32 protein-coding genes are annotated in these 26,617 nt (G+C 48.8%); 18 read left to right on the forward strand and 14 right to left on the reverse strand.

Annotated elements, in window-relative coordinates; all coding sequences use genetic code 11:
- Positions 1–5: 5 nt before the first annotated feature.
- Genes KNQ18_RS06230 through KNQ18_RS06250 form a run of 5 tightly spaced genes read right to left on the reverse strand, consistent with a single transcriptional unit; the run spans position 6 to position 7,262 of the window.
- Positions 6–2,624 carry an ABC transporter permease gene (locus KNQ18_RS06230; protein WP_215084138.1) on the reverse strand — a complete coding sequence of 873 codons (2,619 nt, stop codon included), beginning with the start codon at positions 2,622–2,624 and terminating at the stop codon, positions 6–8.
- Between the two features lie 14 nt (positions 2,625–2,638).
- On the reverse strand, positions 2,639–3,055 hold the full coding sequence (locus KNQ18_RS06235; RefSeq protein ID WP_214723299.1) for an NUDIX hydrolase: 417 nt from the start codon (positions 3,053–3,055) through the stop codon (positions 2,639–2,641).
- A 51-nt stretch (positions 3,056–3,106) separates the two neighbouring features.
- Entirely contained in the window at positions 3,107–5,749 is a 2,643-nt protein-coding gene (locus KNQ18_RS06240; RefSeq protein WP_215084141.1) for an ABC transporter permease, read from the reverse strand.
- 19 nt (positions 5,750–5,768) lie between these two features.
- On the reverse strand, positions 5,769–6,539 hold the full coding sequence (locus KNQ18_RS06245) for a hypothetical protein (RefSeq protein ID WP_215084143.1): 771 nt from the start codon (positions 6,537–6,539) through the stop codon (positions 5,769–5,771).
- Between the two features lie 27 nt (positions 6,540–6,566).
- Complete coding sequence (locus KNQ18_RS06250) at positions 6,567–7,262, reverse strand: ABC transporter ATP-binding protein (protein ID WP_023468400.1); 696 nt, start codon at positions 7,260–7,262, stop codon at positions 6,567–6,569.
- 168 nt (positions 7,263–7,430) lie between these two features.
- Between KNQ18_RS06250 and KNQ18_RS06255 the strand changes: the two genes are divergently transcribed.
- From KNQ18_RS06255 to KNQ18_RS06275, 5 genes are read left to right on the forward strand one after another with little or no spacing between them, the layout of a single operon-like run.
- Positions 7,431–8,288 carry an efflux RND transporter periplasmic adaptor subunit gene (locus tag KNQ18_RS06255; RefSeq protein ID WP_214804988.1) on the forward strand — a complete coding sequence of 286 codons (858 nt, stop codon included), beginning with the start codon at positions 7,431–7,433 and terminating at the stop codon, positions 8,286–8,288.
- Positions 8,288–8,965, forward strand: coding sequence for an ABC transporter ATP-binding protein (locus KNQ18_RS06260; RefSeq protein WP_133207334.1), 678 nt, complete (start codon positions 8,288–8,290; stop codon positions 8,963–8,965). Before KNQ18_RS06255 ends, KNQ18_RS06260 begins: the two co-directional genes overlap by 1 nt.
- Positions 8,962–10,107: an ABC transporter permease gene (locus KNQ18_RS06265; RefSeq protein ID WP_133207333.1), complete on the forward strand. Its 1,146-nt coding sequence runs from the start codon at positions 8,962–8,964 to the stop codon at positions 10,105–10,107. The genes KNQ18_RS06260 and KNQ18_RS06265 overlap by 4 nt, the downstream gene beginning before the upstream one ends.
- 16 nt (positions 10,108–10,123) lie before the next feature.
- Positions 10,124–10,795, forward strand: a complete 672-nt coding sequence (locus KNQ18_RS06270; RefSeq protein WP_215084145.1) for a response regulator transcription factor — start codon at positions 10,124–10,126, stop codon at positions 10,793–10,795.
- The gene (locus KNQ18_RS06275; RefSeq protein WP_215084147.1) at positions 10,792–12,105 is read left to right on the forward strand and encodes a HAMP domain-containing sensor histidine kinase; all 1,314 of its coding nucleotides are present in this window, start codon (positions 10,792–10,794) and stop codon (positions 12,103–12,105) included. Before KNQ18_RS06270 ends, KNQ18_RS06275 begins: the two co-directional genes overlap by 4 nt.
- A 67-nt stretch (positions 12,106–12,172) precedes the next feature.
- Here the strand turns inward: KNQ18_RS06275 and KNQ18_RS06280 are convergent, their stop codons facing one another.
- From KNQ18_RS06280 to KNQ18_RS06295, 4 genes are all read right to left on the reverse strand, one after another.
- Complete coding sequence (locus tag KNQ18_RS06280) at positions 12,173–12,979, reverse strand: phosphotransferase (protein WP_214770204.1); 807 nt, start codon at positions 12,977–12,979, stop codon at positions 12,173–12,175.
- Positions 12,980–13,143: 164 nt separating this feature from the next.
- Positions 13,144–13,689, reverse strand: coding sequence for a P-loop nucleotide/nucleoside kinase family protein (locus tag KNQ18_RS06285; RefSeq protein WP_215084149.1), 546 nt, complete (start codon positions 13,687–13,689; stop codon positions 13,144–13,146).
- An 11-nt stretch (positions 13,690–13,700) separates the two neighbouring features.
- On the reverse strand, positions 13,701–14,111 hold the full coding sequence (locus KNQ18_RS06290) for a group-specific protein (protein WP_215084151.1): 411 nt from the start codon (positions 14,109–14,111) through the stop codon (positions 13,701–13,703).
- Entirely contained in the window at positions 14,108–15,136 is a 1,029-nt protein-coding gene (locus tag KNQ18_RS06295; RefSeq protein WP_215084153.1) for a serine hydrolase domain-containing protein, read from the reverse strand. The genes KNQ18_RS06290 and KNQ18_RS06295 overlap by 4 nt, the downstream gene beginning before the upstream one ends.
- 134 nt (positions 15,137–15,270) lie before the next feature.
- On the opposite strand from KNQ18_RS06295, the gene KNQ18_RS06300 reads away from it, so the two are divergent.
- The 3 genes from KNQ18_RS06300 to KNQ18_RS06310 are packed head-to-tail and all read left to right on the forward strand — an operon-like array spanning position 15,271 to position 16,669.
- A complete protein-coding gene (locus KNQ18_RS06300) occupies positions 15,271–15,765 on the forward strand; it encodes a sigma-70 family RNA polymerase sigma factor (protein WP_050677992.1) in 495 nt (164 codons plus the stop codon).
- Positions 15,762–16,217: a hypothetical protein gene (locus tag KNQ18_RS06305; RefSeq protein WP_215084155.1), complete on the forward strand. Its 456-nt coding sequence runs from the start codon at positions 15,762–15,764 to the stop codon at positions 16,215–16,217. The genes KNQ18_RS06300 and KNQ18_RS06305 overlap by 4 nt, the downstream gene beginning before the upstream one ends.
- Before the next feature lie 14 nt (positions 16,218–16,231).
- Positions 16,232–16,669 carry a GNAT family N-acetyltransferase gene (locus KNQ18_RS06310; RefSeq protein ID WP_215084157.1) on the forward strand — a complete coding sequence of 146 codons (438 nt, stop codon included), beginning with the start codon at positions 16,232–16,234 and terminating at the stop codon, positions 16,667–16,669.
- Here KNQ18_RS06310 and KNQ18_RS06315 read toward each other — a convergent pair.
- Together KNQ18_RS06315 and KNQ18_RS06320 are read right to left on the reverse strand one after the other, a co-directional pair.
- The gene (locus KNQ18_RS06315; protein WP_133207323.1) at positions 16,661–17,044 is read right to left on the reverse strand and encodes a GNAT family N-acetyltransferase; all 384 of its coding nucleotides are present in this window, start codon (positions 17,042–17,044) and stop codon (positions 16,661–16,663) included. The genes KNQ18_RS06310 and KNQ18_RS06315 overlap by 9 nt on opposite strands.
- Positions 17,041–17,706 carry an HAD family hydrolase gene (locus KNQ18_RS06320; RefSeq protein ID WP_215084159.1) on the reverse strand — a complete coding sequence of 222 codons (666 nt, stop codon included), beginning with the start codon at positions 17,704–17,706 and terminating at the stop codon, positions 17,041–17,043. Before KNQ18_RS06320 ends, KNQ18_RS06315 begins: the two co-directional genes overlap by 4 nt.
- A 45-nt stretch (positions 17,707–17,751) precedes the next feature.
- On the opposite strand from KNQ18_RS06320, the gene KNQ18_RS06325 reads away from it, so the two are divergent.
- Together KNQ18_RS06325 and KNQ18_RS06330 are read left to right on the forward strand one after the other, a co-directional pair.
- Positions 17,752–18,597, forward strand: a complete 846-nt coding sequence (locus tag KNQ18_RS06325) for an alpha/beta fold hydrolase (protein ID WP_215084161.1) — start codon at positions 17,752–17,754, stop codon at positions 18,595–18,597.
- Positions 18,594–19,283, forward strand: coding sequence for an alpha/beta fold hydrolase (locus tag KNQ18_RS06330; protein ID WP_215084163.1), 690 nt, complete (start codon positions 18,594–18,596; stop codon positions 19,281–19,283). Before KNQ18_RS06325 ends, KNQ18_RS06330 begins: the two co-directional genes overlap by 4 nt.
- Here the strand turns inward: KNQ18_RS06330 and KNQ18_RS06335 are convergent.
- Positions 19,245–20,108, reverse strand: a complete 864-nt coding sequence (locus KNQ18_RS06335) for a sensor domain-containing diguanylate cyclase (protein ID WP_215084165.1) — start codon at positions 20,106–20,108, stop codon at positions 19,245–19,247. The two genes, KNQ18_RS06330 and KNQ18_RS06335, sit on opposite strands and share 39 nt — an antisense overlap.
- 137 nt (positions 20,109–20,245) lie before the next feature.
- Positions 20,246–20,764 (reverse strand): DUF4256 domain-containing protein, encoded by a 519-nt coding sequence (locus KNQ18_RS06340; RefSeq protein ID WP_215084167.1) that lies wholly within the window; start codon positions 20,762–20,764, stop codon positions 20,246–20,248.
- Positions 20,765–20,961: 197 nt separating this feature from the next.
- Between KNQ18_RS06340 and KNQ18_RS06345 the strand changes: the two genes are divergently transcribed.
- The 3 genes from KNQ18_RS06345 (at position 20,962) to KNQ18_RS06355 (ending at position 23,184) form a co-directional block, all read left to right on the forward strand.
- Positions 20,962–21,354, forward strand: a complete 393-nt coding sequence (locus tag KNQ18_RS06345; RefSeq protein ID WP_050677983.1) for a hypothetical protein — start codon at positions 20,962–20,964, stop codon at positions 21,352–21,354.
- Between the two features lie 109 nt (positions 21,355–21,463).
- Entirely contained in the window at positions 21,464–22,153 is a 690-nt protein-coding gene (locus KNQ18_RS06350) for an ABC transporter ATP-binding protein (RefSeq protein ID WP_050677982.1), read from the forward strand.
- Positions 22,154–22,215: 62 nt separating this feature from the next.
- On the forward strand, positions 22,216–23,184 hold the full coding sequence (locus KNQ18_RS06355) for an LLM class flavin-dependent oxidoreductase (protein ID WP_215084169.1): 969 nt from the start codon (positions 22,216–22,218) through the stop codon (positions 23,182–23,184).
- Positions 23,185–23,257: 73 nt separating this feature from the next.
- On the opposite strand, the gene KNQ18_RS06360 is transcribed toward KNQ18_RS06355, so the two are convergent.
- Entirely contained in the window at positions 23,258–23,986 is a 729-nt protein-coding gene (locus KNQ18_RS06360; RefSeq protein ID WP_023468374.1) for an SDR family oxidoreductase, read from the reverse strand.
- A gap of 30 nt (positions 23,987–24,016) precedes the next feature.
- On the opposite strand from KNQ18_RS06360, the gene KNQ18_RS06365 reads away from it, so the two are divergent.
- The 5 genes from KNQ18_RS06365 to KNQ18_RS06385 all read left to right on the forward strand — a co-directional run bounded on the left by KNQ18_RS06365 (position 24,017) and on the right by KNQ18_RS06385 (position 26,518).
- Positions 24,017–24,514 carry a hypothetical protein gene (locus KNQ18_RS06365; RefSeq protein WP_215084171.1) on the forward strand — a complete coding sequence of 166 codons (498 nt, stop codon included), beginning with the start codon at positions 24,017–24,019 and terminating at the stop codon, positions 24,512–24,514.
- A gap of 282 nt (positions 24,515–24,796) precedes the next feature.
- Positions 24,797–25,339, forward strand: a complete 543-nt coding sequence (amaP, locus tag KNQ18_RS06370; protein ID WP_064299846.1) for an alkaline shock response membrane anchor protein AmaP — start codon at positions 24,797–24,799, stop codon at positions 25,337–25,339.
- A 15-nt stretch (positions 25,340–25,354) separates the two neighbouring features.
- On the forward strand, positions 25,355–25,561 hold the full coding sequence (locus KNQ18_RS06375; RefSeq protein ID WP_035397250.1) for a DUF2273 domain-containing protein: 207 nt from the start codon (positions 25,355–25,357) through the stop codon (positions 25,559–25,561).
- 42 nt (positions 25,562–25,603) lie between these two features.
- A complete protein-coding gene (locus KNQ18_RS06380) occupies positions 25,604–26,041 on the forward strand; it encodes an Asp23/Gls24 family envelope stress response protein (RefSeq protein WP_023468370.1) in 438 nt (145 codons plus the stop codon).
- 294 nt (positions 26,042–26,335) lie between these two features.
- A complete protein-coding gene (locus tag KNQ18_RS06385; RefSeq protein WP_214723254.1) occupies positions 26,336–26,518 on the forward strand; it encodes a hypothetical protein in 183 nt (60 codons plus the stop codon).
- The last annotated feature ends 99 nt before the right edge of the window (positions 26,519–26,617 follow it).

Below are 26,617 nucleotides of genomic sequence, written 5' to 3' on the forward strand. Positions count from 1 at the left end.
TTAGTTTACGAAGCATCTTTTAGTTCTTGATACGGTTGGACACGTGCGGCCAGTTGTGCTGGGATAAAGGCAGCGATGACACCGAACAGAATCGGTAAGGAAAGCGATACGCCAATCAACAACGGTTCATTCCACGGAACGAGATCGTACAAGACATAAATCGTCGAATAGGCAACGATCAGTCCAATGATGCCGGAAATTAAACCGACGAGGAAGCCTTCGAGGACGATCAACTGACGGATCGCGCCGTTCGTCCAGCCGAGTGCTTTTAAGACGGCAAGTGAAGCGCGGCGATCGGTGACGTTTTGCCACATAATCTCTCCCGTCGTCAAAATAGCGATCGTGATCGCAATACCCATCGTCACGTAATGCATCGGACCGACTTGCAGGGCAACGAATTGACCAAGCCAAGACGTATAAAGAACACCTTGTAAATGGAACGTCACGAATAAGAAGAACGTCAGCAGTGCCGTCGGTAGAGCGATTGAGAGGACGGACAGGCTATTGCGCTTCCATTTCCCGATCAGTTCCTTTAGTGCGAGTGTCGCGGTCGAACGAAGCTTTAGTCCGACACGAGCCGCCTTTGCATACTCGCCTGTTTTGATCGCTTCGTACGGTGAGATGCGGCGAATCGTCCACGCCGACCAAGCGGCGCCAGCGAGGTAGATGACAAGACTGAATAGCGCGATCCAGAGGAGGCTCCAGCCGTTCATCGCTTCATTACGGACATATGAGAAGATGCCTTCGACGATCAAGGCGATTGTTGAAACGAGTCCAGCGAGGATCGCCGCCTCGATCAAAACGATTTTGTAGAGGTCCTTCGTCCGCCAGCCGAGAGCGAGTAAGACGGCAAATTCTTTCCGGCGGGCGAGCATCGAGACATAGCTCGTCGCGAGGACATAGACGATGGCTACGGCAAGCATCGCGAAGATGACACCGGAGAACCCGACGCTCGTCTCGCGGAAGATTGTCATCGCAGCACCGATGTGGATCAAAGGTTGTTCAATCCAACCGAGCGTCTTCCCGTCATCGATCACCTTCGTGACGACCGGTTGAGGAGAGGAACCTTTGGTGATCGTAGCGATGAGACCGGTTTCTCGCTCGATTTGTTGCTTCACGTCTTGGAGTAATTGTTCGGACTTCTCACCCATCTGTTTGGCACCACTGATTTTTAAACGGATGGACGAAATGGATTGTTTTCCGTTGATCAGTTGAGCGGCGTTTAAGGTCGTTAAAATATTCGGTGAACCCGTCAATAGGTCAACCGGGTTATTCGATGAATTGATGGTAGGTGACGGATTGATCGGCTTTCCTGTTGCATCAAGGACCAGATTAGCGGTCGCCGGGCGATACGTTTCTAACGGTAGTTCATTCAACGGATCTTTGGATACTGTGATTTTTTTCGGGTCAAACAATCCGATGACATCAAAGTCGACGGTTGGAGTAAGTTCAGATACTTCTTTCGTGTCTGTATCTTTGACTTTCATCTTGCTGAACTTGACGGGACGGTATCCTTTTGAGGGGAGGATGGGAATATCAAAAAGCGATTGATCAGTTTGAAGCGTCTCGCTGTTCAACGAGTAGGCTTGACTCCATCGCTTCGGAAACGGGCTATCGGTTGCAGTATAGTTTAAAGCTCCCGTCCGGTAGAGTAGCTGTCCAGATGAGGTGACTTCAAGTTCTTTTCGTTTCACGGAATCTGGTTTTGCTAAAGCATTGAACAACAGTGAATCTAGACGTTTTGCGGAAATACGTTTCGTTTCGAGTGTTTTACTTTTAATCGTTCCTAAATAATCCTGTAGTTCTGATTGCTGTTGGAGGCGGTCGATCGTCTCCGTCTGTTGTTGTTCCGTTTTAAATGGTAAATCAAGCCGTTCGATTTTAAAGTCGGTATATCCCGCATCTGAAGTATTCGGATTGATGAGGATCGGTAACGTAAAACCGTTAACGACATTAGATGTCGGATTTGCTTGGTCCGTCTCTTCGAAATAACGGGATGTGGGACTTTTCTTGACGCTTTTATCGAGACCGACGAGGCGTGCTTCTTGTTCCGGGTCGATTGCGACAATCATCGCCATCTTCGAAGGGTTGATATCCTCGACGAAGAAGTTATCGAGGTTTGGGATGCGTAATTCAGAAGAGACGTCACTCTTGATGGCATGGATGTTGGTCGTGAAGAGCTTCTCCTTCTTCAATCCGGAATCACTGTACTCCGTGCGAGAAATGCGATAGAACCCAGGGGCTTTCGGAGCTGTCATCTGATCTTTGATGGTTAGACCGATATTGGCATATCCTATCACCGCTACTGGCGCGGCAATGTCCACATCCTCGATCTGTTTGATTTTTTCATACTGTGCGAAAGAAATACCACCTGTAATACTGTTTAAGTAGTTGGGCTCCAGCAAATCATTCGACTCCGTCGACATCTGACTGCCTTTCGGTCGAACGACGATATCATACGCGGACGACCATTTCTTTTGTAACGTCTGTTCGACCGTACCCTGACTTGAATCGGTCAAGTTGAACATCAGACTGAGTCCAGCGCTGATGATGAGCGCACCGACGAGCGTCAAAATGAATTTTCCACGTTGCCGGCGCCACTGGTTTAAGACAAAACGAAACATCGTCATTCCTCCTTTTATGGGGTAAAAGCTACGAAAAACGGATGAGACTGTTCATCTAAGATATGTATGATTCGTTCGCTGAAGTTCGACCACGTTACGCGTCGTAACACTTCTTCGAGCGGGAAAAAACCGACTGCTAAACTTTCGCTGCTCGTCTGCGGTTGACCACCAATCGCTTTTGCAAGCCAACAGGTCGCACAGACATTCGCCTCGAGATTTTGATAGATGCCGCAAAATTTCACGATTTCAATCTCAATTCCAGACTCTTCTTTGACTTCGCGAATGATACCGTCAGCTGCACTTTCCCCAGGCTCGACGATGCCACCCGGAAACTCCCAACCGCGATCTGGTCCTTGGATCAAAAGAATCTCGTTTTGGTCATTCAAGACGACCGCTCCTGCTGATAACGAATAAATCGATGTCGGTAACATAGATTTCCTCCTTTGGCGGAGGGACAACGTCTGTTGCCCCTCCGCCAAATATTAAGATGCATCTTTCAGTTCTTGATACGGTTGAACACGAGCGGCCAGTTGTGCTGGGATGAACGCCGCGATAACACCGAACAGAATCGGTAAGGCGAGCGATACGCCAATCAACAACGGCTCATTCCAGGGAACAAGATCGTATAGAACGTAAATCGTCGTGTAGGCGACAATCAGCCCAATGACTCCAGAAATCAGACCAACAAGGAAACCTTCGAGGACAATCAACTGTCGGATTGCGCCGTTCGTCCAGCCGAGCGCTTTTAAGACGGCGAGAGATGCACGGCGATCGGTGACGTTTTGCCACATGATCTCACCCGTCGTTAAAATAGCGATCGTGATCGCAACACCCATTGTCACGTAATGCATTGGACCGACTTGCAGGGCGACGAACTGACCAAGCCACGACGTGTAAAGGACACCCTGTAAATGGAACGTCACGAACAGGAAGAAGGTCAAAAGAGCTGTCGGTAAAGCAATCGAGAGGACGGACAGGCTATTGCGCTTCCATTTCCCGATCAGTTCCTTTAGTGTGAGTGTCGCGGTCGAACGAAGCTTCAGTCCGACACGAGCCGCTTTCGCGTATTCACCGGTCTTGATCGCTTCGTATGGTGAGATGCGACGGATCGTCCACGCCGACCAGGTCGCACCAGCCAGGTAGATGACGAGACTGAACAGCGTGATCCAGAGGAGACTCCAGCCGTTCATCGCTTCGCTCCGAACGATTGAGAAGATTCCTTCGACAATCAAGGCAATCGTCGAGACGAATCCGGCGAGGATTACCGCCTCGATCAAGACGATTTTGTAGAGATCCTTCGTCCGCCAGCCGAGTGCGAGTAAGACAGCGAATTCTTTCCGGCGGGCGAGCATGGAGACATAACTCGTCGCGAGGACATAGACGATCGCGACAGCAAGCATCGCGAAGATAACACCGGAGAACCCAACGCTCGTCTCTCGGAAGATTGTCATCGCAGCACCGATATGAACCCATGGTTGTTCAATCCAACCGAGTGTCTTGCCTTGTTCGACGACTTTTGTGACGACGGGTTGCGGGGAAGAACCCTTAGTGATCGTAGCGATGAGCCCGGTTTCTCGCTCGATTTGTTGCTTCACGTCTTGGAGTAATTGTTCTGACTCTTCACTGACGGTCGAAGCCCCTTTGATTTTTAGACGAATCGACGAAATCGATTTTTCACCATATGTCTCTTTTGCAACATCAAGTGTTGTTAGAATATGCGGTGAGTTTGTCAGTAGTCCGACCGGGTTTCCAGACGATTGAATTTTTCGAGCTGGATTGATCGGTTGTTGTTTTTCGTCAAGAACTAAATCAGCCGTTGATGGTCTGTACGTCTCCATCGGTAACTGATTTAACGGATCTTTTGAAACCCGAATGTTGTCAGCATCATATTGTCCGATGATGTCCATCGAAAAATAAGGTACGACGTAAGGGAGCATTCCCGGATCTTTCGAGTTAAATTTTTTACCCGTCGATTGAATCGAGCGATAACCGAATGTAGGGACATTAGTTTCAGAAAAACTCCAATTTTTTAATTTTGTTGGAGCTGTTTCAACGGCATACGCATTGGACCAGCGTGTAGGAAAGGGACTTTTAGTAGACTTGTATTTTAGTGGACTCGTTTTAAAGAATAGACCTACCTCAGTGGAACCAGTAGCGTCACGATTCATGAATCGTGTCGTTTTTCCATTCAATGAATTTAGAAAAATACGTTGCATATCCATGACGGAAACTGTTTCCTTCTGTAGAACTTTTGCTGGGTAGTCATTTAAAGATGAATTAAACGACGTTTTGTGCAGATCTTCTTTTGCAAGACGATTGATAAACGAGTGTTGCTCTTTGGCAGTCGAGAAAGGTACCTTTAATTTTTCGACTTTAAATGAAAAATTACCGCGACTCACGGCATCGGGATCGATGATGACTGGGATGGTATGGAATGAGCCATCACTTCCTCCTTTACGATATTGGTCCGTTTCTTTAAAATACCGTGAATTTTTACCTTTAAGAATACTCTTGTCTAGTCCGACAAGTTTAGCTTCTGCGTCTGGATCGATTGCAACGAGAAGTGTCAGGTGATTCATCGTAAGATTCGAAAACTCTTGTATCGGTCTGGTAGAGAATGTTTTCTTTTCTGGAGCAGGATTTTTTAATCCCTGGGCAATATGATAGGACTGATCATAAAGGCGCTCTTTTTTAATACCCGAGTCATCGTATTCTTGCGTCGTTAACCGATATACTCCGTCTTCTTTTGGGAATTTTAAGACCTTCGGAACGTTAACATTGATGCTTGCATAACCCATCACGGCGACGGGTGCCGCAATTTCAATGTCGTTCATTTTTTTGATGGTTTCGTATTGTTTGAAGGAAATCCCACCATCGATTCCATTCAAATAGTTCGGTTCAAGTAAATCATTTGACTCACTTGCAAGTTGACTTCCCTTCGGTCGCACGACGATGTCATAGGCAGACGCCCATTTTTTTTGTAATGTCTGTTCGACCGTTCCTTGACTGGAGTCGGTCAAGTTGAACATCAAACTGAGTCCGGCACTGATGATGAGCGCACCGACGAGCGTCAGGATAAATTTCCCGCGCTGCCGGCGCCAGTGATTGATGACGAAACGAAGCATATGTAGTCTCCTTTGCTTATTATTGGGAGATTTGCGTCTTTAAATAATGTGCAAGATCTTGTTCGAAATGGTGAATCGCTTGTGCATCGAGTGCTTCTGCTTCTGCTTGCGCCGCGTAGCGGGTGACGAAGTAAGGGGAGAGTGGCGTCACCAGATGAATGCGCTCCGTCCAGTCTGTCAACGATTCATGGCTTCGCCGCTTGAGGGCACGTGGTAAGCGTTGATTAAAATCAAATAGCATCAGGCGCAATGATTCTTCAGGCGGAGTAAGCATCGATTGAAGGTTTGCTTGTTGGACATAACTTTCAGGAGATGGTTGGACCCAATGGTTTGCTTCACTTTCAGATTCTCGTGATTGTGATGAACGTCGCCGACGACGAAGAATCCGGTATCCTACGAAAGCAATGAGTACAAGTACAGCGGTGAAGAATAGAAGTTTGTTGGAAGAAGACGTACTTTCTACGATATTCATTAACGAAAGCGGAGGGAGATTTTTTACTTTTCGATCACGTGGTGTTCCACCCGTATTTTTATTTTGTTCATCGGACTCACCTAAATCGATGCCGTCTTCTAGCTCATCGATTTTGTCATCGAAATTACAACTATTTTTTGTGAAGAATAAATTGTATAAGTCATTATGATTACATCCCCGCACGATCGTCGTCTCCTGTTCCGAGAAGTCCGCATTCTGAAACGCTTCATACGCGGACTGCGTCGATACCGATAGCAACAGAAAAACGACAATCGAGCCGATGAAGCTCGTGATTAATTTGGCACGAAACGATTGCAACGCGAGATACCTCCTCGTTAACAGTACTTAGACACTTTGCACCGTGCGCTTCCGGCGATCTTCGACGATTCGTCCATCCTGCATGAAGAGAATCCGGTCAGCACGTTCGGCGAGTTCTAGGTCGTGTGTGACAAATAAAACGCCACACTTGGCTTCACGATGCAGCTCTAGTAACAACTCGAAGATTGCGTCACCGGTTACGGAATCGAGATTACCGGTTGGCTCGTCCGCGAGAATCCATTGCGGATGATGAAGCAGGGCACGGGCAATCGCGACCCGTTGTTGTTGTCCACCGGATAATTGAGCCGGTAAAGCATTCCTTTTATCGTCGAGTCCAACCCGTTCGAGCAGCTCGAGAATCCGCTCCTCTTGATTGAAAGAGGTCTTTTGCTTTAACAAGGCGACCTTTAAGTTCTCGGACACCGTCAGTGCCGGTAATAAGTGAAACTGCTGGAAGATGAAGCCGATCTCTTGCGAGCGGAATTGCGATAACCGTTTGTTCTTCCAAGACGTGATGTCCTGTCCGTCATAAAGAATCTGACCGGACGTCGGGCGATCGAGTGAACCAAGGAGACTCAGGAACGTTGATTTTCCAGACCCGGATGGACCGACGAGTGCCGTCACCTCACTTTGCGAAAACTGACCGTTTAGTTGATGCAAGACGTCGGTCCGGACACCGCTTCGTTCGAATGTATGCGAAATATCTTGAAAGGTAATATCCATATGACCACTCCTTTTACATAATTTGGTTATGTTCAGTGTATTATTTTTAGAAAATTTTGTCTATTGCGTTTTTATTTCTGACCCAACCACTTTTTTTACATTTGTTCATAGTTGGTTCATAACTTCTCCTTATGATCGGATTAACACCAATCAAGGGAGGCATTTAACATGAAACGAACACGCAAGAAATGGTTATGGATCAGTGGAGGGGTCATCCTGGTACTCCTATTAATCGGTTCCACGCTCTTTTTAGGACGAGGAGAAGCACAAGGAACGAAGGAGGTCGTCGAGTCGAAGACATTAAAAACATTCTTCTACTTTTCAGGCACGCTTGAAGCGAAAGATCGACAGACGGTCATCAGTGATCGTGATGTCCGCGTCACCGACGTTCGCTTTGAAGAAGGGGATACCGTCAAATCAGGTCAAACGATCATCAGCGTCGAAGGAGGAGAAGATGTAAAGGCACCTCGCTCCGGACAACTCGTTCGTCTTGACGTCGCGGAAGGCGAAGCCTATGCCCCGAATACCGTCCTCTTCGTTGTTGCAGACAACAAAGAGTTGATCGCTCGTCTGAAAATTGATGAACAAGATATCGAACGGATTGAAGTTGAAGATGCGATTGAACTACAGACGGATGCATCTGATAAAACCATCAACGGGAAGGTCGAATCGATTAGTCCGGAAGCTGTGACGGAAAATGGAAGTACGTATTTCAATGCAAAGGTATCGATACCGAGCTCGTCAAACTGGTTACCCGGCATGACGGTCGAGGGACGTTTACCATATCAACTCGCACAAGATGTACCTGTCTTATCGCTCGATGTCATTTCGTATTCGAAGTCGGATCGTCCGTATGTGTATGTGAAAAAAGACGGGGAAACGACTCGTCAATACATCGAGACGGGCGTGACGGACGGACAGGATATTGAAATCAAGTACGGATTGTCCGCCGGAGACGAAGTCTTCCTGCCGAGTGAAGACGGTGGTTCCGGTCTTCTTCCGACCCCACCAGGAGGTGCGTCCTGATGCCGGTCGTTGACTTGCAAGAAATCCAAAAATCTTACGGCGAAGGAACCAATCGTCACATCGTCCTCGATCGAGTATCGCTGACGATCGAGGCTGGTGAATATGTGACGATCCTCGGACCTTCGGGTTCAGGAAAATCAACGCTGATGAACATCATCGGATGCCTCGATGTCGCTTCAAACGGCGTCTATCGCTTGCAGGAGCAGCTCGTCCACGATCTATCCGAGGATCAGCTAGCGACGATCCGCAATGAAGAAATTGGCTTCATCTTTCAACAGTTCCAGTTGCTACCGCGCATGAGCGTCCTACAAAACGTCGAATTACCGCTCATCTATGCCGGCGTCTCGCGCAAAGAGCGCCGCGCACGATCGCTTGAGCTCCTGGAACGTGTCGGATTGACAGATAAAGCCGATGCCTTACCAAGTCAACTGTCCGGTGGTCAACAACAACGGGTTGCGATTGCCCGGGCGCTCGTGACGCGACCGACGATCTTACTCGCCGATGAGCCGACCGGAGCGCTCGATCAAAAGACAGGGAAACAAATCATGGAGTTGTTCGAGAGCCTCTCAGAGGAAGGGAAGACGATCATCATGATCACACACGATGTCAATATTGCTAAGCAAGCCCGCCGGATCATCCGGATCGAGGATGGTCAGGTGACGGAGGTGACGACATGATTCGCGAAACGTTACGGATGGCATGGTCGAATATCTGGCATCATAAGATGCGGTCGTTCTTGACGACGCTTGGTGTCATCATCGGTGTCGCATCGATCATCGCCTTGATTTCGATCGTCAACGGCGCGACGGCCTCAATCAACGAAGAGGTCGCGTCGTTCGGTGCCAATAAATTAACGGTCCAAACGACAGAGACGCCGTTGAAAGAAGGATTATCACCTGCACAACTGGAAGAGTTAAACACGATTAAAGGAACACGCGGTGTCTCACCGACCGTTTCGACGGTCCGGGACGTCCGTGTCGAAAATCACACGCTCGACCAAGTGACGATCGAAGGACGAAACCACATCTATTACCGGGAATCAGAAGATGTCCCGCAAGGACGTGGTATCGTCATCAGTGATGTGAAACAACAGACGCATGTCGCCGTCGTCAGTCCGTCCGTCGCCCGGACGCTCTATCCGGGTCAGGTCGCGATCGGTAAGACGATCAAGCTCGATGGACTCGATTACCGGATCGTCGGTGTCAGTGACGCGGATGGCGATCAAATCGTCATTCCCTATACGACAGCCCTGCGGACGCTTGGGGTGACAGCCGTTAAGCAAGTGGATGTCTTCAAGACGGACGCGGCAGACGTCGCGACCGTCAAACGGGATGTCTCGGCAAAGCTGTATCAATTCTATAACGGACGCGACGATACGTATGACGTCGTCAGCTTGGATGAAGCACTCGATTCGATTGACCAAATCAATACGATGCTCTCGCTCCTGTTGACGGGTATTGCGTCGATTTCCTTGATCGTCGGCGGAATCGGTATCATGAACATGATGCTCGTCTCGGTCACAGAACGGACGACGGAGATTGGCTTGCGAAAAGCACTCGGTGCGAAACCACGTACGATCCGCCTACAGTTCCTCTTGGAATCGATCTTGCTGTCCTTGATGGGTGGGCTGATCGGGATTCTTGTCGGAGCGATGCTCGCATTTGGCGTCAGTTTGATGATTAGTACACCGTTTACACTCTCCGTGAGCACGATTCTGCTTGCCGCCGGATTTTCGATCGGTGTCGGCGTCTTGTTCGGTTATATGCCAGCGCGAAAGGCGTCCCGTTTGAATCCGATCGAAGCCTTACGAAATGTTTAAGTGAAGGAGGAGGACGATGGTAACGATTTTGATTGCCGAAGATGACCGGAATGTCCGTCTACTATTAGGTGAGACACTCCGGTCCGCCGGCTTTACGGTGATTGAAGCGAGAGACGGAAAAGACGCCCTCGATCAACTCGATCAGAAACACGTCGACCTCGTCGTGACGGATGTGATGATGCCGCACGTTTCAGGGATTGAACTGGTTGAACTGCTGCGTGAATTCGGGTACGAACAACCTGTCTTGATGTTGACAGTGCTGGATTCCTTTCAGGATAAGGAATCCGGATTCACGACCGGTGCCGATGATTATATGGTCAAGCCAGTTGATTTGGACGAGCTCTTACTGCGGATCCGAGCGCTGTTACGCCGGTCAAAGATCGTAGCAGCACAAGAATTAATCGTTAATTCCCTGCAACTACGGATGACGGATGCGACGGTCGTAACGCCTCGTGGTGAGATACCGTTGCCACAGAAGGAGTTTCAACTGCTCTATCGCTTGTTGGCACATCCGAAGCAGATTTTTACACGTCAGCAGTTGATGGACGAAATTTGGGGACATGATGTCGAGAGCGACAGTCGGACGGTCGATGTCCACATCAAGCGGTTGCGTGACAAGTTCAGTGCCTATGATGATTTTACGATCGAGACGGTCTGGGGACTCGGTTATAAGGGAGTGATCCAGTGAAACGCTTCGTCCGCTCGATCTCTGGTCGCTTTTTCGTCATCCTCTTCGGTTTATTGTTACTACCACTGCTGTTACCGTTCATCATGACGGTCTGGTTCCAGTTCCAAGAAGTCGATCAAGACCTAAATAATCAATTGCAACAACGAACGGATCAGATTGAACGATTGATGCAAGACCAAAACCTGTCGTTCGCTGAAGCGAGTCAATACATGGATCAGTCTTTGATTCAAACGACACAATACACGTCGCTCAATCAAGTACAGTCATTATCGGCGTCAGAACGTAACCAGTTACAGCAAAAGGGTGAGATCACGATCGATGGAACATGGATCGAACCGTCGCGATATATCCGTCAGATGGAGACAGGATATCTCGTTTCGACACCGATTGCCGGGCAACGGATCCTTGACGGATTACGAGCGTCAGCTGGGATCGGTATCGCAATCACGATCGGCGTCGCCTTCATCCTGACCTGGCTCGCCGTCACGCTCGTGACACGACGGATTCGTCGCATCAGTGAAGCGGCAATTGAAGTGACGAACGGGAACTATGATGTCTCGATCACGGAAGGCGGAAATGATGAGGTCGCGCTCCTCGTTGAAAACTTCAACCACATGACCGAAGCACTGCGACGAAACGACCATCTTGCAAAGGATCTCGTCGCCTCGATCTCGCATGAGCTGAAGACACCGATTGCTTCGATTCAAGGATTTTCTAGGTTGTTACAGACAGAAGAAAATCTGAATAAACGGCAGCAGTACTTGACGATCATGGAGCAAGAGAGCACCCGTCTATCACGCTTGACTTCGAATCTGGTCCGCTTGTCGCGGCTTGATCATCAGACGATCATCGAGCGGAAACGGTATCGCCTCGACGAACAACTTCGGACGAGTCTTTTGTTACTGGAACGACAATGGACGGAGAAATCACTTCGACTGGAGCTCGATTTACCGGAAGTGTCCGTCGAGTGGGAAGAGGAACTGATGCAGCACGTCTGGCTCAATCTGCTGGAGAACGCGATTCGTTATTCGCCAGAATCGGGAGTGTTAGAAGTGACTTTGCATGAAGGAAAGAACATTCGTGTCACGATTCGCGATGAAGGACCAGGAATCGCGGAACAGGACTTACCGTACGTTTTCGATCGCTTTTATCAGGGCGAACAGTCACGAGCGAATGAAGGACATGGTCTTGGTTTATCAATCGTTAAACGAATCATCGATTTACATGACGGTGAGTTGACGATTAAGAATCATCCAGATCAAGGAGCAATCGTGACCGTTATGTTGATGGCGCACGAGACGCGAGAATGAAGACAGACGAAAAGGAGCGTGAACTTACACGGTTTTATCGTGAAGTGTGACGCTCCTTTAGTATGTGTTAGCTTAAGTTATTTGCATTGGTAAACCACTTCTCCCCATGTTCCGCGATGAAACGGTATTCCGCGCGGTAATGTGTGTCGTGACCCTCTTCTTTCATCTTGATGAAGGCAGCATCACCTTCCGCAGCTCTTTGATCAATCAACAGATACAGGACTTCGATGCGCAACAATAACATGGATCGCAGTTCGGAACGCGGTCCTTCATAGCCATACGCATCAAGGAACCGACTCACTCGCTTGGCGAAACGTGTGTCATCTTGCTCCGGTGAATAAGCAAGAACGGATCCGTCAGGTGCTTGTCGTCTGCTGCTAAGCGGAACGAACGTATAGAGCGTGTAGACGATGTCCCAAGCACGTGGACCGGGTGCTGCGAGGTCAAAGTCAATCACGCCACTCAGTTTTTGATTCTGAAAAATCGTATTGTAGACGGCAAAATCGTTGTGGCAGATGACTTCGTGTGGAGTCGGTGTATTGAGCAACGGTGCCCAGTCCGGTGAGACGTCGAAGTCGACTGTCGCGTCATGATACTGGCGCATCAGATGCGCAACATCGTCTAATATGTCGTCATGCCACATGTATGCTTTTAGCGGATAATCGGCCGTTTCGCCAGGGAGGAAGGTCAGGATCTCTCGATTTTGTTCGTCGATGCCGACGAAACGCGGAACACCGGATAGACGTTTAGCTTCTAAGTGGCATAATAACCGTTGGACGTTGTTGCTGTTCTCCTTTTGTGAGCGATAGACATGCTCACCTTTTTGATAGACAGCAGAGACATTTCCACCAGTCAGTCGTTGTTCTTCAGACATGAGTGTTCCTTCTTTCTTTTGTAATCGGTTACATATTCGCTGGTCTTTTTGAATGCGTTTATGAAGAAGCGGGTGGTCATTGCTGCGAGACGGGAGGCGACGATCAAAATACCGAAAGAAGGTCGAATCTCATGCGGGTGCTTTACACGCGATTGTCATGTTCTTCAATCAGTCAACATCTCATCGAAAAGAGCATCAAGCGACGGATCCGTGACATGGTCGAGGAATGTGTCAACGTCTTCCGTCGAACGAAGACGAACGATTTTGTCCGCTTCACTGGAAACTGGCGGCTCGATTCGTTGCCGCTGATAGATGTCGTGGTACGACGAGTCGCCACGAATCTCTCGTCCATCGCGTTTGGAGTGAGTCAGTCGGTCTGCAATTGTCACTTCGGGTAAATCGAACCAGACGAGGATCGAGCGGAACGTCGAACGAGAGAATGGATCTAATAATTGTTTCCGACCAATCCGCGAGGTGTTGGCATTACATAAGATAATCGTCTCGACGGAAGACGTGATTGCCTGTTCGATCAACCATCCCGTCAAGTCATGTTTGATCTGATTCGGTCCTTCTGTTGGAACGAGGTCCGGATAATGTTCGAGCAAAAAGCGTGCTTGAAGATCCTGATCGATGACAAGGCTTGATGAGAGACGTTGAGCAAGCTGTCGTGCGAACGTCGTTTTCCCAGCATGGGTCGGTCCAGTCGTCAAGAGGACGGTCCTCATGACGTCAGTTGTTCTTCCGGTAAGCGATCGGCGAGAATCTGCGCGAGCCAGTCTTCCTTCGTCCCGAAGCAAGGAGTCGTCCGTCCGATATGATAAAACGTACTGACCAATGGTCCGGTGAAGTAGGTCGCATCCGGCATGCATAAGTAAATCGGGCGATTCGTCGCGAGCGCAATCCCGAGTTCGACGTGACTACTTTTTCCTGCTGGTAACACGAGGACGAAGGCGTCCGCTTGTTGCACGGCTTCGAATTCAGCAAGACCAATCTTTCGTAATGCTTCGGGATCCTCTGCCCGATCATTCATCGTCCAGTCGTATGTTAAATCGTGTCCACGCAAGCGGAGTTCATCGCGGAGCCAGCGGACGGTCAACGTGTGATCAAAGCGAGAAGCGATATAAAGGTTCATGTATGGATTCCTTTCTCAAGTAAAAGTAGTTCGATGGCCTGAACGAGCGCGTAGGCTCCGTCAGACGTATTCGATAAGACAGTGACGATCGTTTCCGATTGTGGATAATAGGCGGAATGAAAGCTGACACCCGGGTCGTAACCCATGATGTGCCACTTCTCGTGCGAGGCATCGAGTCGTTTCAGCCAGACGCCGTAACCATAAGACGCAACATCGTTGACTTTGACGTGGGGATGAAACAGTTGCGCGGTCATCGATTCAGACAGCAACTGATGCGTCAGAAGACTTCGCCAGAAACGTTCCATGTCTGATGCTGTGAGGAAGGCACCGCCATCTGGTCCGCCAATGATCGGTAACGCATAGTGATTCGTTCGCCACGTTCCGTCTTCATTCTCGATGTGGCCTGTGGCTGTATCCGCCGGTAGCGAGTCGAGTCGGAAGTAACCAGACTGTGTCATTTGCGCATGAGCGAATAATTCGTTCGTCACGTAATCCGAGAAGGGTTGTTTCGTCAATTGTTCGATCACGAGACCGAGCAGGATGTATCCCGCATTGTTGTAATGAAAACGTTCGCCCGCAGTGAACTGTCTTTTTTGGTCCTGAAACAACGGTAAAAAATCGATGGGACGACGCAAACGGTACATTGGGAGATCTTGAAAGACCTCCTCGAAATCGGTCATCGTCGCTTCGTCAAAATAATCACCGATGCCTGACGTATGGGTTAACAGATGATGTATGGTCACACCGTCTAGATTGATTCCTATGTCCGGTAGAATCGTCGCGACGTGTTCGTCGAGTGCAACCTTTCCTGCCTCAACTAACCGTAAGATGGCGACCGCCGTGAAGAGTTTCGCACCAGAAGCAATTCCGAATCGTGTCGTTTCTGTGTTCGATACGCGGTAGCCCCGATGTGCGAATCCGTTAGCATGGCTAAAAATTTGTTCACCTTGCTGGTGGATGGAGACCGCCCCTTCGAGGTGCGTAAGCTCCGGTAAAGCAATGAGTTTCTTGTACACGTTCATCATCCTCTCTGCTTCCCATCCTATCGAATTCATTCATGCAAGAAAAGGGAATTATAAGAAAAATTTGAAAAAATGAAACTTTTTAAACGTGTCGCGTATCTAATAGGGGAGTGATTGCAAAAAAGGAGGATGCCGATGTGTTTCGAAAGTCAGGTGCAGCATTATCCGACGCTGCTTTTGAAGCAGCTTTATTCGCAGAAGAAGACTATGTGTACCGTATTTCCTTCATTTATCTGAGAGAGGAGGCGGCAGCGCTTGAGAACGTCCAAGAGGTCGCGTACCGGGCATGGCGTGGACGAAAGAGTCTACGGAATGCTTCGTATTTTAAGACGTGGTTAACGCGCATCACGATGAATTGCGCTTTCCAGCAACACCGAGCGTCGTTTCAGCCGCTCGCGATCGAACCCAGTCAAACGACGTCGTTTGAAGAGCGTCTCGTCGATCGCTTGTACTTGGATGATTTACTGGATGTCCTCGAGCCGACCGAGCGTTCGATCGTCTACTTCCGATATGAAGAAGATTTGTCATTGCAAGAGATTGCGCAAACCTTCAATGTGCCACTGAGTACGATCAAAAGCACGTTGTACCGCGCACTCGAGAAAGTACGACGACAGAAGGGGATGAGTCTATGAATCACGATCCAAAAATCTTGATCGACGTACCGTCATCTGTCAGGCAACGAACAATCCAAGGTATCCGTAAAGCAAAACGGCGCCGGCGCTCGTTACAAGCTGCTTGTCTCGCTGCCGGTCTGACGATCATCGGTTTCAGCTCCTTGCATGAGACCGTTCCCGAACAATCATCGCAATCGATGAGGGTCGGCATGTATTATGATGAACAGTTTTACAAAGTAGCAAAAGAGATGACGAATTTAGACTGGCAACAGCTGAAAGGGAAACGACTTGGGGTCACGGATGATGTCTTGACCGATACGCAACTAGAACAGGACACATCTGATTTTGCGTCGAACCTTGATGCGTTTACCGTCTATCAAATCAAGGATGATCCGGTATCTGAGCACGTGCTGGTCGTCGGTGAGGAAGAGGGTCGAGAACGGGTGATGATTCTGTCGCCCACACGATAAGGGGGGAGAGAAATATGACCATCCGGTCTTGGAAAGAAGACGATCTACCGCAATTGGTCGGATTGATGACGCACCTTGGTTATCCGGCAAGCGAGGACGTCTTACGCGAACGATTTTCGCGGATCACTCGTCATCCGGATTATGAATTGCTTGTGTTAGAAGACGACGATATGCTTCTCGGCTGCGTCGGTCTCTTTCAGGCGCAAGCGTTCGAGCATGATACGACCTATGTCCGAATCGTCGCGTTTGTCGTCAACGCGAAACATCGTCGGCAGGGAATTGGACGCCGTTTGATCCGAGCAGCGGAAGACTGGGCGCATGCAAGAGGAGCAACTGCCGTTTTACTGAACAGTGGTAATCGACCAGAACGCGAAGCAGCCCATCACTTTTATAACGCGATGGGCTACAGCGTAACGAGCACGAGTTATTCGAAGTCGTTGGCTTCATCGTGATTTACGGAAACCATGGAAAGCACGAAATTCTTGTTGTTCATAAAAGGAAGCAGATTGACGGGTTGCCAGGAGATCGATCCGCGTCGGATAGGTGAGTTGCAAGTGATCGAGTAACTGTTGTCCGTACCCACGCTTGCGTGCGTTTCGGCTGACGAGGAGCTCACAGACGAACGTCGTCACTGAACCGTCCGTTAAAGCGCGGACATAGGCAAGGATTTCTCCGTCAGACTCAAGGACAAAAGCGGCATTCGCATTCATCCACGCGTTGCGGGTCCGCTCTTGATCAGCAACGAGATCCTGCCACCCTTCTAATGCGTTCAATCGATGAATCTGCTCAAAATCGTCAGGTTGGAAACGGCGAATCTGTTCCGTCATGGCTGGTTCTCCTTTCGTATCAGGTCTTGGAGTGGAGCAGGTAACTGGCACCAGTCCGAAAATTGCGTGTCGGTCAACGGAACATCGCCTGTGCGCTTCCAAAGCGCCTGCATGCCGAGGGCGCGCGCCGGTAAGATGTCGTGGTCGTAATTGTCGCCGACATAAAGGACTTCGTCCGGGCGAACACCTAAACGGTCCGTTAAGCGCAAGAAAAATGCCGGATCCGGTTTACGGACGCCTTCTTGTTCCGAGATCCCGATCTGCGTAAAGGAGGGAGACAGTCCGATTGCGTCACAGACGGCACGTTGGAACGTCGTCCGACCGTTCGACAGTAAGCCGATGGGTAGCTCAGGCGGTAATTGCGCAAAAAAGGCATCGACTCCCGGAAAGCTCCGTGCGAAGATCGGGTAACGCGTCATGTAGTCATGTAGCAGTACTTCAACAGAAAGCGACAACTGGAAGCGGCGAATCATTTCGGCATAGACGACGTCCTTCCAGACCCGACCGTCTTGATCAAGCAATAAGAACGTCGTGATGTAGTCGTCGATCGGAACATGCGCAACTTCACTAAAACGTTGATGCTGATCCCGAAGGAAACAGGGAAGAGAACCGGACCTGTCATGTAACGTCTCGTCTAAATCAAACAATAGCGCACGAATCAAGAGTAACACCACCTTTTTAATTATAGATATAGAGGAGCGATTGTAATGGAACGCTTTATTCAGAAGCAAGGAAAACAAGTGACGTATTATGATGACGGTTCGACAGGTCGACCGTTGTTACTCCTACCCTCGCTCGGTGGGACGTATCAAGACTGGGCGGACATTCTGACTAAACTGACACCGGACTACCGCGTCGTCAGCTTTCATCCGCACGAATGGTCGAATGATTACATCGACGGGACGACTGGCATCTTACGCCAAATCGACCAGTTCCTTAACGTGATAGATATCACGACTCCAGTCACACTCGTCGGTCATTCCTATGGTGGACTCGTCGCGCAAGCTTTTGCTTTACATCATCCAGAACGCGTCGCCGGTCTCGTCCTCGTGGATGCGACGTCCATTGATTTAGCAGAACTCGATCAGCTTGATACACCAGTGCTCGACCGAGAAGGGGATGACGCTGTCTGGATCGACCGGTTTGCGGAACTATCAAAAGCAACTGATTTACGTGACCGTTTTCCGGACGGGGATGACCGCACGGATTGGAACCCGGCGTATTACCGCTCGATGCATGCGATCATCTCGCAGTGGAAAGATGATGCGAAAGATCTTCAACCACGCATGCGCGATCTCGGTGTTCCGTTGACCGTTCTTGGACGGGACAAAGCGCAGTCAATCGAGTCGATGATTGCTGCTGGTTTTCCAAAAGACGAACTGGAGCGGATGGAAGAGAAATGGCAGGAATTGATTCTGCGACAGGCGAATCTATCCTATCAGACGAACGTGACGTTCGTTCCGGGAACATCGCACCTGATGCATCGCGATCGTCCGGACGTCATCGCAAACGCGATATTGACACTACATCAATTTAAGGAGTTTACCGTATGACACGTATGTATGTACTACATGGTTTAATGGGGACGGCAGCAACACACTTTGCACCACAGCTATCCGCTTTAGCGGATGATTTTACGTTCATTCCGATTGATCTGCCTGGTCACGGAATGACGACGGAGCCGGCAACGGAGGATTACTTATCACAAGCAACACGTGCCATCCGCGAACGGATGGCACAGGAAGGTCCAGGATGGATTCTCGGGTTGTCGCTCGGCGCGACGCTTGCGATGCAACTGGCGCTCGACCCACCGGACGAACTCGAAGGGGTATGTATCACGGGTTTTTCACCATTCATTCCTAAAGCGATGGAACCGCTGATGCGCAAGCAACGAGAGTTCTTCCTCGACCTCGAACAGCAGGTACCGGAGATTGCCGACCAATTCGAGCAGTTGCATGGTCCTGCCTGGAAAACGACGGCGCGGGCAGTTCTCGATTTGATGACGTTCCGTTTCCCGGCACTGACGGAAACGATGCTGCAGTCGATCACCTTGCCGGTCATCATCCTAAATGGAACGAATGAAACATACGAAGTCGACGCAACCGCGTTCGTTGCGGAACATGTGCCGAACATCATCGTCTTACCAGTCGAGGGAGCGGGGCATACAGCGAATCTCGATCAACCGGAACGCTTTAACACCTTATTGCTTCAAGCGCATCAATCCATGCTGACGACTTAAGCGTTCGTTTATCTTCTCTTGATACATCTGTTCATCTGCCTCATGCAGGACGTCGTCGACACGGCGTCCTGTTGTTGTATGAACGGCACCGATTGCGAGCCCGATTTCGTGCGTCGCGAACGTCGAGCGAACGTGTTCGACGAATCCCTCAAACGTCTCAATCGACGGACTCTCATCAATCAAGACGAATTCATCGCCACCGATCCGGTAGCCATGATCTGTCAAGCGGCGGATGCAAAGTCCTGTTTGTTCGAGCAAGGCATCACCGACCGCGTGACCGAACCGATCGTTGAGTTCTTTTAGTTCATTCAAGTCAAGCAGAATCAACCCATAAGTCGTCTTCTCTTGATCGAGTGTGCGGACAGCCTCGTTGAAGGCATGGCGATTCCCAAGACGTGTCAAAGCATCGATCCGGTATTGATCAAGCAATGCCTGTTGTGATTTCAACTGCTCGTCAATGTTACGGATCACCCCTTGGATGGCAACGATCTGTCCATTTTCACGAATTGGTGTCGCATATTCTTCGAACCAGATGTACGTTCCATCATTCGTCCGCCAGCGTTGCCGAAACGGCTGATCGTAGTCACAGTCGCCCGAAATCTTCGACATCAAGACTTCGATGTCTTCCGGATGAATCCGCGCGAAACACTCGTCTGGATCCATGTAGCTAGCTGCTGTCACGCCTTTCCCCATATGGTCATCGAGGGAAGGACTGATATAACAAAACCGATATTCCGGCTGGACTTCGAACACGTAGAAGATATCTTTGCACAATGCGATTGTATCCGGCTGTTGCTGGCGGAATAACCGGAAACTGATCAACATGAGAAGACCACCGACAATCAATCCCAATACAAATATGACGTCCACCTCCTCTATTCATCGACCATCATATCATAATTGGGTTTTATTACCTATAATTTACAAAAAACACTCTACTTTAATCGTAGAGTGTTTTTGGATTAGTCTAGCTCAATGCAGACACGAAATCCTCGGCTCGCATAATAGGAATCCGCCCCGTTGTGATAGATGAACGTCGTCTGATAACGACGATCTCCGAATAAGGCGCCACCTTTTTGACGAATCACGTCCGGCGTCTTAAGCCAGCTGGACGTTTTTTCGTCAAACGAAAACTGCGTCTGCAGTGTTTGATACTGTTCAGGTGTTAAGAGATGCACCTCTAGCGTCTCAATCATCGACTCGACACTTGCGGCAGGCGCATTTTTCTTTCGACCAAGCCGAGCGGATTCGTCCAGACAGACGCTTCGACGACCAGACGGACTCTCTTTGACAGTGTCGACGATGACGAATCGTCCATCAAGGGTTACGACATTCGGCTCTCCGCCTGTCTGTTCCATCCAAGCGAGGGCTGCTTGTTTCGAAGACGTCAGTCGTGACTCGACCTCGTCATACGAAAGACCCTCGTGGCGATCAGGAGTAGCTTCAAAACGATCACGAAAATTCGTGAATTGGTCCTCCATCGGTAAAACCTCACTTTCCTAGTTCCTTTTTTCCATTATTCAATGAATCCGCTCCCAGTGCAATTGTTTAGTGACTGAATAAGTCAATCTGAAGACAATTGACAAATGAAATCGGACTGCCTACACTAATTGTACATATCCGGTTTCTGTTGCGATTGCGCGAACAGGAACGACATTCAGGAGAGGAGCCCAACCGTATGCGCTGGATCAGTTATGCGGCTGTTGTGACGATTCTTTCGTTCTTAGCGTTCACAGCGTATTCGTTCTTGACGACGATCGACTTTGAGATCGTCTATCAGTTCGGAACGTTTGCGATGACGTTATCTTATTTTATCTTTGGTTTACCAATGTTGTGGATTGTTCGCCACTATCCGTTAACCCTTCGTCTACTCATCTACGTGACGACGAGTGCTGTCGTCTTATTTCTATTCATCGGTCTATATGAAGCGTGGCATGATGCGTCACTGTCTCCGTTACCACCATTCGGTAGCATGATCCAATTCACGGCTCTCGCTTGCCTATTGTTCGTCTTACCGTATGAACTCGTCTATCGTAAAAATTTCGTCTCCATTCAACCACGTGTTTCTTGACAGTATTCTTGTTCCTCAAGAATGCTGTTTTTTATTTCCTCTCATTTAGAAGGAATTCCCAATAAATTCTTGAATAGTACGTTATCACGAATATATGGAGGGCTTACATATGGAAGGAACATTTCAATGCAAACAGATGGGAAAATCATTTTCGGGAGACGGTGTCGAGACACATGCGTTACAAGACATCGATGTGACGCTTGAGGCAGGTGACTTCATCTCGATCATTGGACCTTCAGGATCCGGAAAATCAACGTTACTCAGCCTGATCGGAACCCTCGATCGTCCGACGAGTGGGGAGTTGCATTATGACGGAAAGCCGATCAATAAATTGAACAGTAAGGAACTATCCGATTTCCGTTTCGAAAACATCGGCTTCATCTTCCAACAGTTTCATTTGATTCCGACGCTGACAGCGCTTGAGAATGTCATGGCGCCTCTGTTCGGTCGGAAAGTACCATACGATAAAAAAGAACGCGCCGAGCAGTTACTCGCGCAAGTCGGTCTCGCTGATAAAGCAGGCAGTTTGCCGTCGCAACTTTCCGGTGGACAACAGCAACGGGTCGCCGTTGCCCGAGCACTCGTCCATGAACCGAAATGGTTGCTTGCCGATGAGCCGACAGGGAACCTCGATACGGATACGGGAGAAATCATCTTCAATCTTTTACGGTCATTAAACGAAGAGAAGGGCTGCGGCGTCTTGTTCGTCACCCACGATCCGGCACTCGCAGAACGGGCGAACCGAACGATCGAGATGCGAGATGGCGTCATCATCGAAGATCGTCTCGTGCGAGTCTGAGCCTCGTTTTTGAACTCCGTTCCTCCACCCTTTACACTGAAAGGGTAGAGGAGGAATGCGTGATGCGACTAGGAATATTGGATCAAGTACCGTTACATGAGGGCGATACGGTCGAAGCGACGATGGAAGCGACGGAACGACTCGTCTTAGAAGCCGAGCGACTCGGTTACGAACGGTACTGGTTCGCCGAACACCATAATACGAACGGTTTGCTCAGTGCGGCACCGGAGTTGTTCATCGCCCGAATGGGTGCGAAGACGTCAAAAATCAAGCTTGGTTCAGGTGGAGTGTTGTTGCCGCAGTATCATCCACTGAAAGTCGCCGAGAGCTTTGCGACGCTTGATGCGTTTTATCCGGGGCGGATCGAACTCGGGATCGGTAATTCTCCGGGCGGGAGTGAACGGACACGACTTGCGTTGACGGATGGAGAAGAAAACCGGGCGGCGGAGTTTAGTCGACTCGTCAATGAAACGGCGGGCTTCTTAACAGACAGTCTATCGAATCGACACCCGTACCGGATCGTCAAGACGACACCGCGTGACCGAAAACCGTCGCCGATCTCGATCTTGGGTCTGTCGCCACGTAGCGCGCGGATTGCAGCAGAACAAGACCGTGGTCTCGTGTTTGGTCACTTCATCAATCCGGATCGTTGGGAAGAGACGCTCTCGACATATCGCGAGGCAGGCGGGAAGAACGTCATCGCCTGTGTTTTCGTCATTTGTGCTCCGACACAAGAAGAAGCAGAACGTCTCGCTCGAACACAGGATGCCTGGATTCAAGGCGTCCGACTCGGGAATTCGATCGTTCCGTCATTTAAGACGACAGAAGCAAAGGTCTGGAATGACGTGCAAGCGGAGCGGATTCAGAAAGATCGCCGGCGAGCGATTGTTGGGACACCGGATGTCGTTGTGCGAGAACTTGAGGCGTTAGCAACCCGTTATCAAACGGATCAATTTTTACTGATCAACAATGCCTTTGATCAAGAAAAACGATTACAGTCGTACCACCTCATCGCGGAACGACTACTCTAAACAGAACAGGACCCCTCGTTAGCTGTTTGGCTAATGAGGGGTCCTGTCTACAAATCTACAAATCTACAAATAATTAACGTTGAGCCGTTGGACGAATCAAGATCTCGTTGATCGCGACATCCTCTGGTTCGTTGACGGCATACGCGATGGCACGCGCAATCGCGCTCGCATCGATCGCTTTCAAGTCACCAATCCCTTGTTTGATCTCGTCATCCGAGATATGGTCCTTCAGTTCTGTATCGACCGCTCCCGGTGAGATGATCGTTGCACGGATGTGATTGTCGACCGATTCTTCCTTGCGGAGACCTTCCGTGATCGCGCGAACGGCGAATTTCGTACCGCTATAGACGGCGCTCGACGGCATGACTTCGTGACCTGCGACGGACGAGATGTTGATGACGTGTCCGCTTTTTTGTTCGCGCATGTACGGCAGGACGGCTCCGATTCCGTGGAGAACACCTTTGATGTTGACGTCGACCATCGTATTCCATTCATCCTGTTGATTCTTATGGAGGTGTGATAGTGGCATCAATCCCGCGTTGTTGACGATGACATCAACTGAGCCGAACTTGTCTTTCGCAAGCTTAGCGAGTGCATCGACTTGTTCGCGATCCGTGACGTCCGTCACTTGATAGACGGCTTGACCACCTTCTGCTTCAACGGCTTTGACGAGTTCTTGCAAACGATCTTCCCGGCGTGCAGCAAGAACGAGTTTTGCGCCTTGTTTTGCAAGTTCTTTAGCGGTTGCTTCCCCAATCCCGCTTGATGCCCCTGTAATGATGACGACTTTATCCTGAATCATCTGAACTCCTCCTTTTGAATAACGTACTCCTTGAAAGGTATTGCCGCTTTTATTGATTTAAAAACATTTTGTAGGAGGTTGCCTCGTGAACAACAAACGTTTATTGGTATAGTGCTGATTAGTTTAGGGTTACTCTTCTCGATGGATCCTTTCCGCCATCAACCACCAGCACCTGACGTGACGATTGAAAATCGTGAAGCAAAGGTGTACTTAGGAACTTATACGTGGTCGGGACTTTTTTTAGGAGAGACAGCTGATGCAAAGGTTGGACCCGTTGAACAAGTAAAAAAGAAACAAAGTGAACGCGTTGCACCGGAAGAACAGATGTCGATTCTTTTTCGAAATGGTCCGCATCCAAAAACTGTTGCCGTTGAGTTATGGTCCGTTGCAAATGGAAAAAAGCTTAAAACGTTTCAGGACGTAGAAAATATCACTTTACCAACGACCCGTGGAAAATATGTCTATCAGATTAGAGCAGGGTGGGAAGAAGGAAACGGTTATTTTGCCATTCCGATCGAAGTAGAATGATCATTTTCAAAAAACGTGTTGACGAAGTATACGGGAAATGATAAATGGATTAAAGTGTTGACCTCTTTTTAGTTGAAAGAGGTCTTTTTTCGTTAAATATAGTAAATAATCCGCTTGTTTCGTTAATTATAGTCTGAATAATCAGAATATATGAACATTTTAACAAAAGTGTATGTAGATGTTTCGGGTTCGAATGAACGGGAATAAACACCATACACATAATAGTTCATGTGTTGAATCACCTAGGTGAAAGAAGTTAACAATCGTAAAGGAGAGGTGCAGATGAATGGGTTCAATCGATTCTTACTCGTCATCATAGGCATACTCGGACTCGTCAGTGTCGGGCTGCTTGTGCTCGGTGTGTATGATGTTCCACGGCTCAGTTCATTGATTGAGCAGTGGCAGGATCAGCAATGGTATAGCTATACCGTTCTATCCATCGGAGGATTTTTAGCATTCGTATTCGTCATTCTATTATTCACAGGATTATTCAGCCGCTCGAAAGGTCAACGTCTGTTGATTCAAACGGGTGACGGAACGATCACGATTTCGAAGGAAACGATCGAACGGACGGCACTGGAGTCGATTCGTGGGGTTGGTGGCGTACGGACACCGCGTGTCCATGCCGATATCCATTCGAAAAAAGAGACGGTTGCTTTAAAAGTCGACTGCTCAGTCTTCGGACAAGAGGGACTGCCGACGATCGCGAAGGATATCCAAGAACGCGCTAAACAAGCCGTCGAATCCTTACTCGAGTTGCCGGTCACGAGTACGAAGGTCACAATCAGTGACACGAAAACAAAAACATCGGAACGTGTCGTCTAAGAGAGGAGAGGGAACATGAAGACAAGGGAAGCACTTTACCCGTATCGGTTCCGACTGATCGGAGGACTTGTCGGTCTAATCCTCGCCATCTTATTCTTGACGATTGGCTTTGGTCCGACAATTCTCATCGTTGCCTTCGCAGCGATCGGATTCTTGATTGGGAAGTGGCGCGATGGTGCGCTCGATATCGAAGGGTGGATTCAGTTCTTTCAACGGGACTGATTCATATATATCTAACTACACATTCAAAAGGAGAGATTTCAAATGGCAAACGAAGTAAACACAACAACTGAAAACGAAGTGGTACGCGAGAATAAATTGACGTTCGAAGATCAAGTCATCAAAAAAATCGCAGGAATTGCGTCGAATGAAGTGACAGGCATCTTGTCAATGAGTGGTGGATTCATGAGTGGACTGACGGATCGTCTCCGGAGTTCGGAAGACATTACGAAAGGAATCGGAGCAGAAGTCGGCGAACGCCAAGTCGCACTCGATTTGAAAGTCATCGTCGAATACGGTAAAAACATTCCGTCAATCTTCCAAGAGACGGTCGCTAAAATCAAAAAATCGATCAGTGATATGACAGGACTTGAAGTCGTCGAAGTCAACATGCACGTCGAGGACGTCATGACACGCGCTGAATTTGAAGCAAAAAATAAATCGAACAACGAACAAGAAGAAAAGAGCCGCGAACTGCAATAAGGAAGTCAAAAGATCCGACGAACTCGTCGGGTCTTTTTTCATGTGTTCATAACATGACTTCCTCTCTAAAATAACGGTTGGATGGGTTACGATAGATATAAGAAAAGAATGATCATTATCTAAGGAGGCATCGTATCTTTGAAACCAAACGATCCGTATTATATCTGTCCTGTGTGTGGATGCAATAAACTTGAAGATCCACCATATTATGAACACTTTGCGGGGAGTAACGAAATTTGTCCATGCTGTGGTTTCGAGTTCGGTGTAGATGATTTCGACTGCGTGGAAATAGACATGAAACAGTTGTCAGACGAAGAAATCATAAAACAAGCACACGAAATCTATCGACAAAACTGGATCAATCATCAATTTAGATTATTTGATCCGAGCAAGTTCCGAGAATCGGAGAAATCCGGAAACCGGCTCAACGTTGATGTCGCATTGAAACAATTGCAACGCATTAACTGCAGGACCTGACGAAAATCGTCGGGTCTTTTTTTCATGGAATCGACACGACGTTTGACTAAACTAGAGCCTTTTTCGGGAATAGATTAGTATCACGATAAACGAAAGGAT

Origin of the sequence: Exiguobacterium sp. s78, assembly GCF_018618985.1 — a bacterium.
Lineage (GTDB): Bacteria > Bacillota > Bacilli > Exiguobacteriales > Exiguobacteriaceae > Exiguobacterium_A > Exiguobacterium_A abrahamii.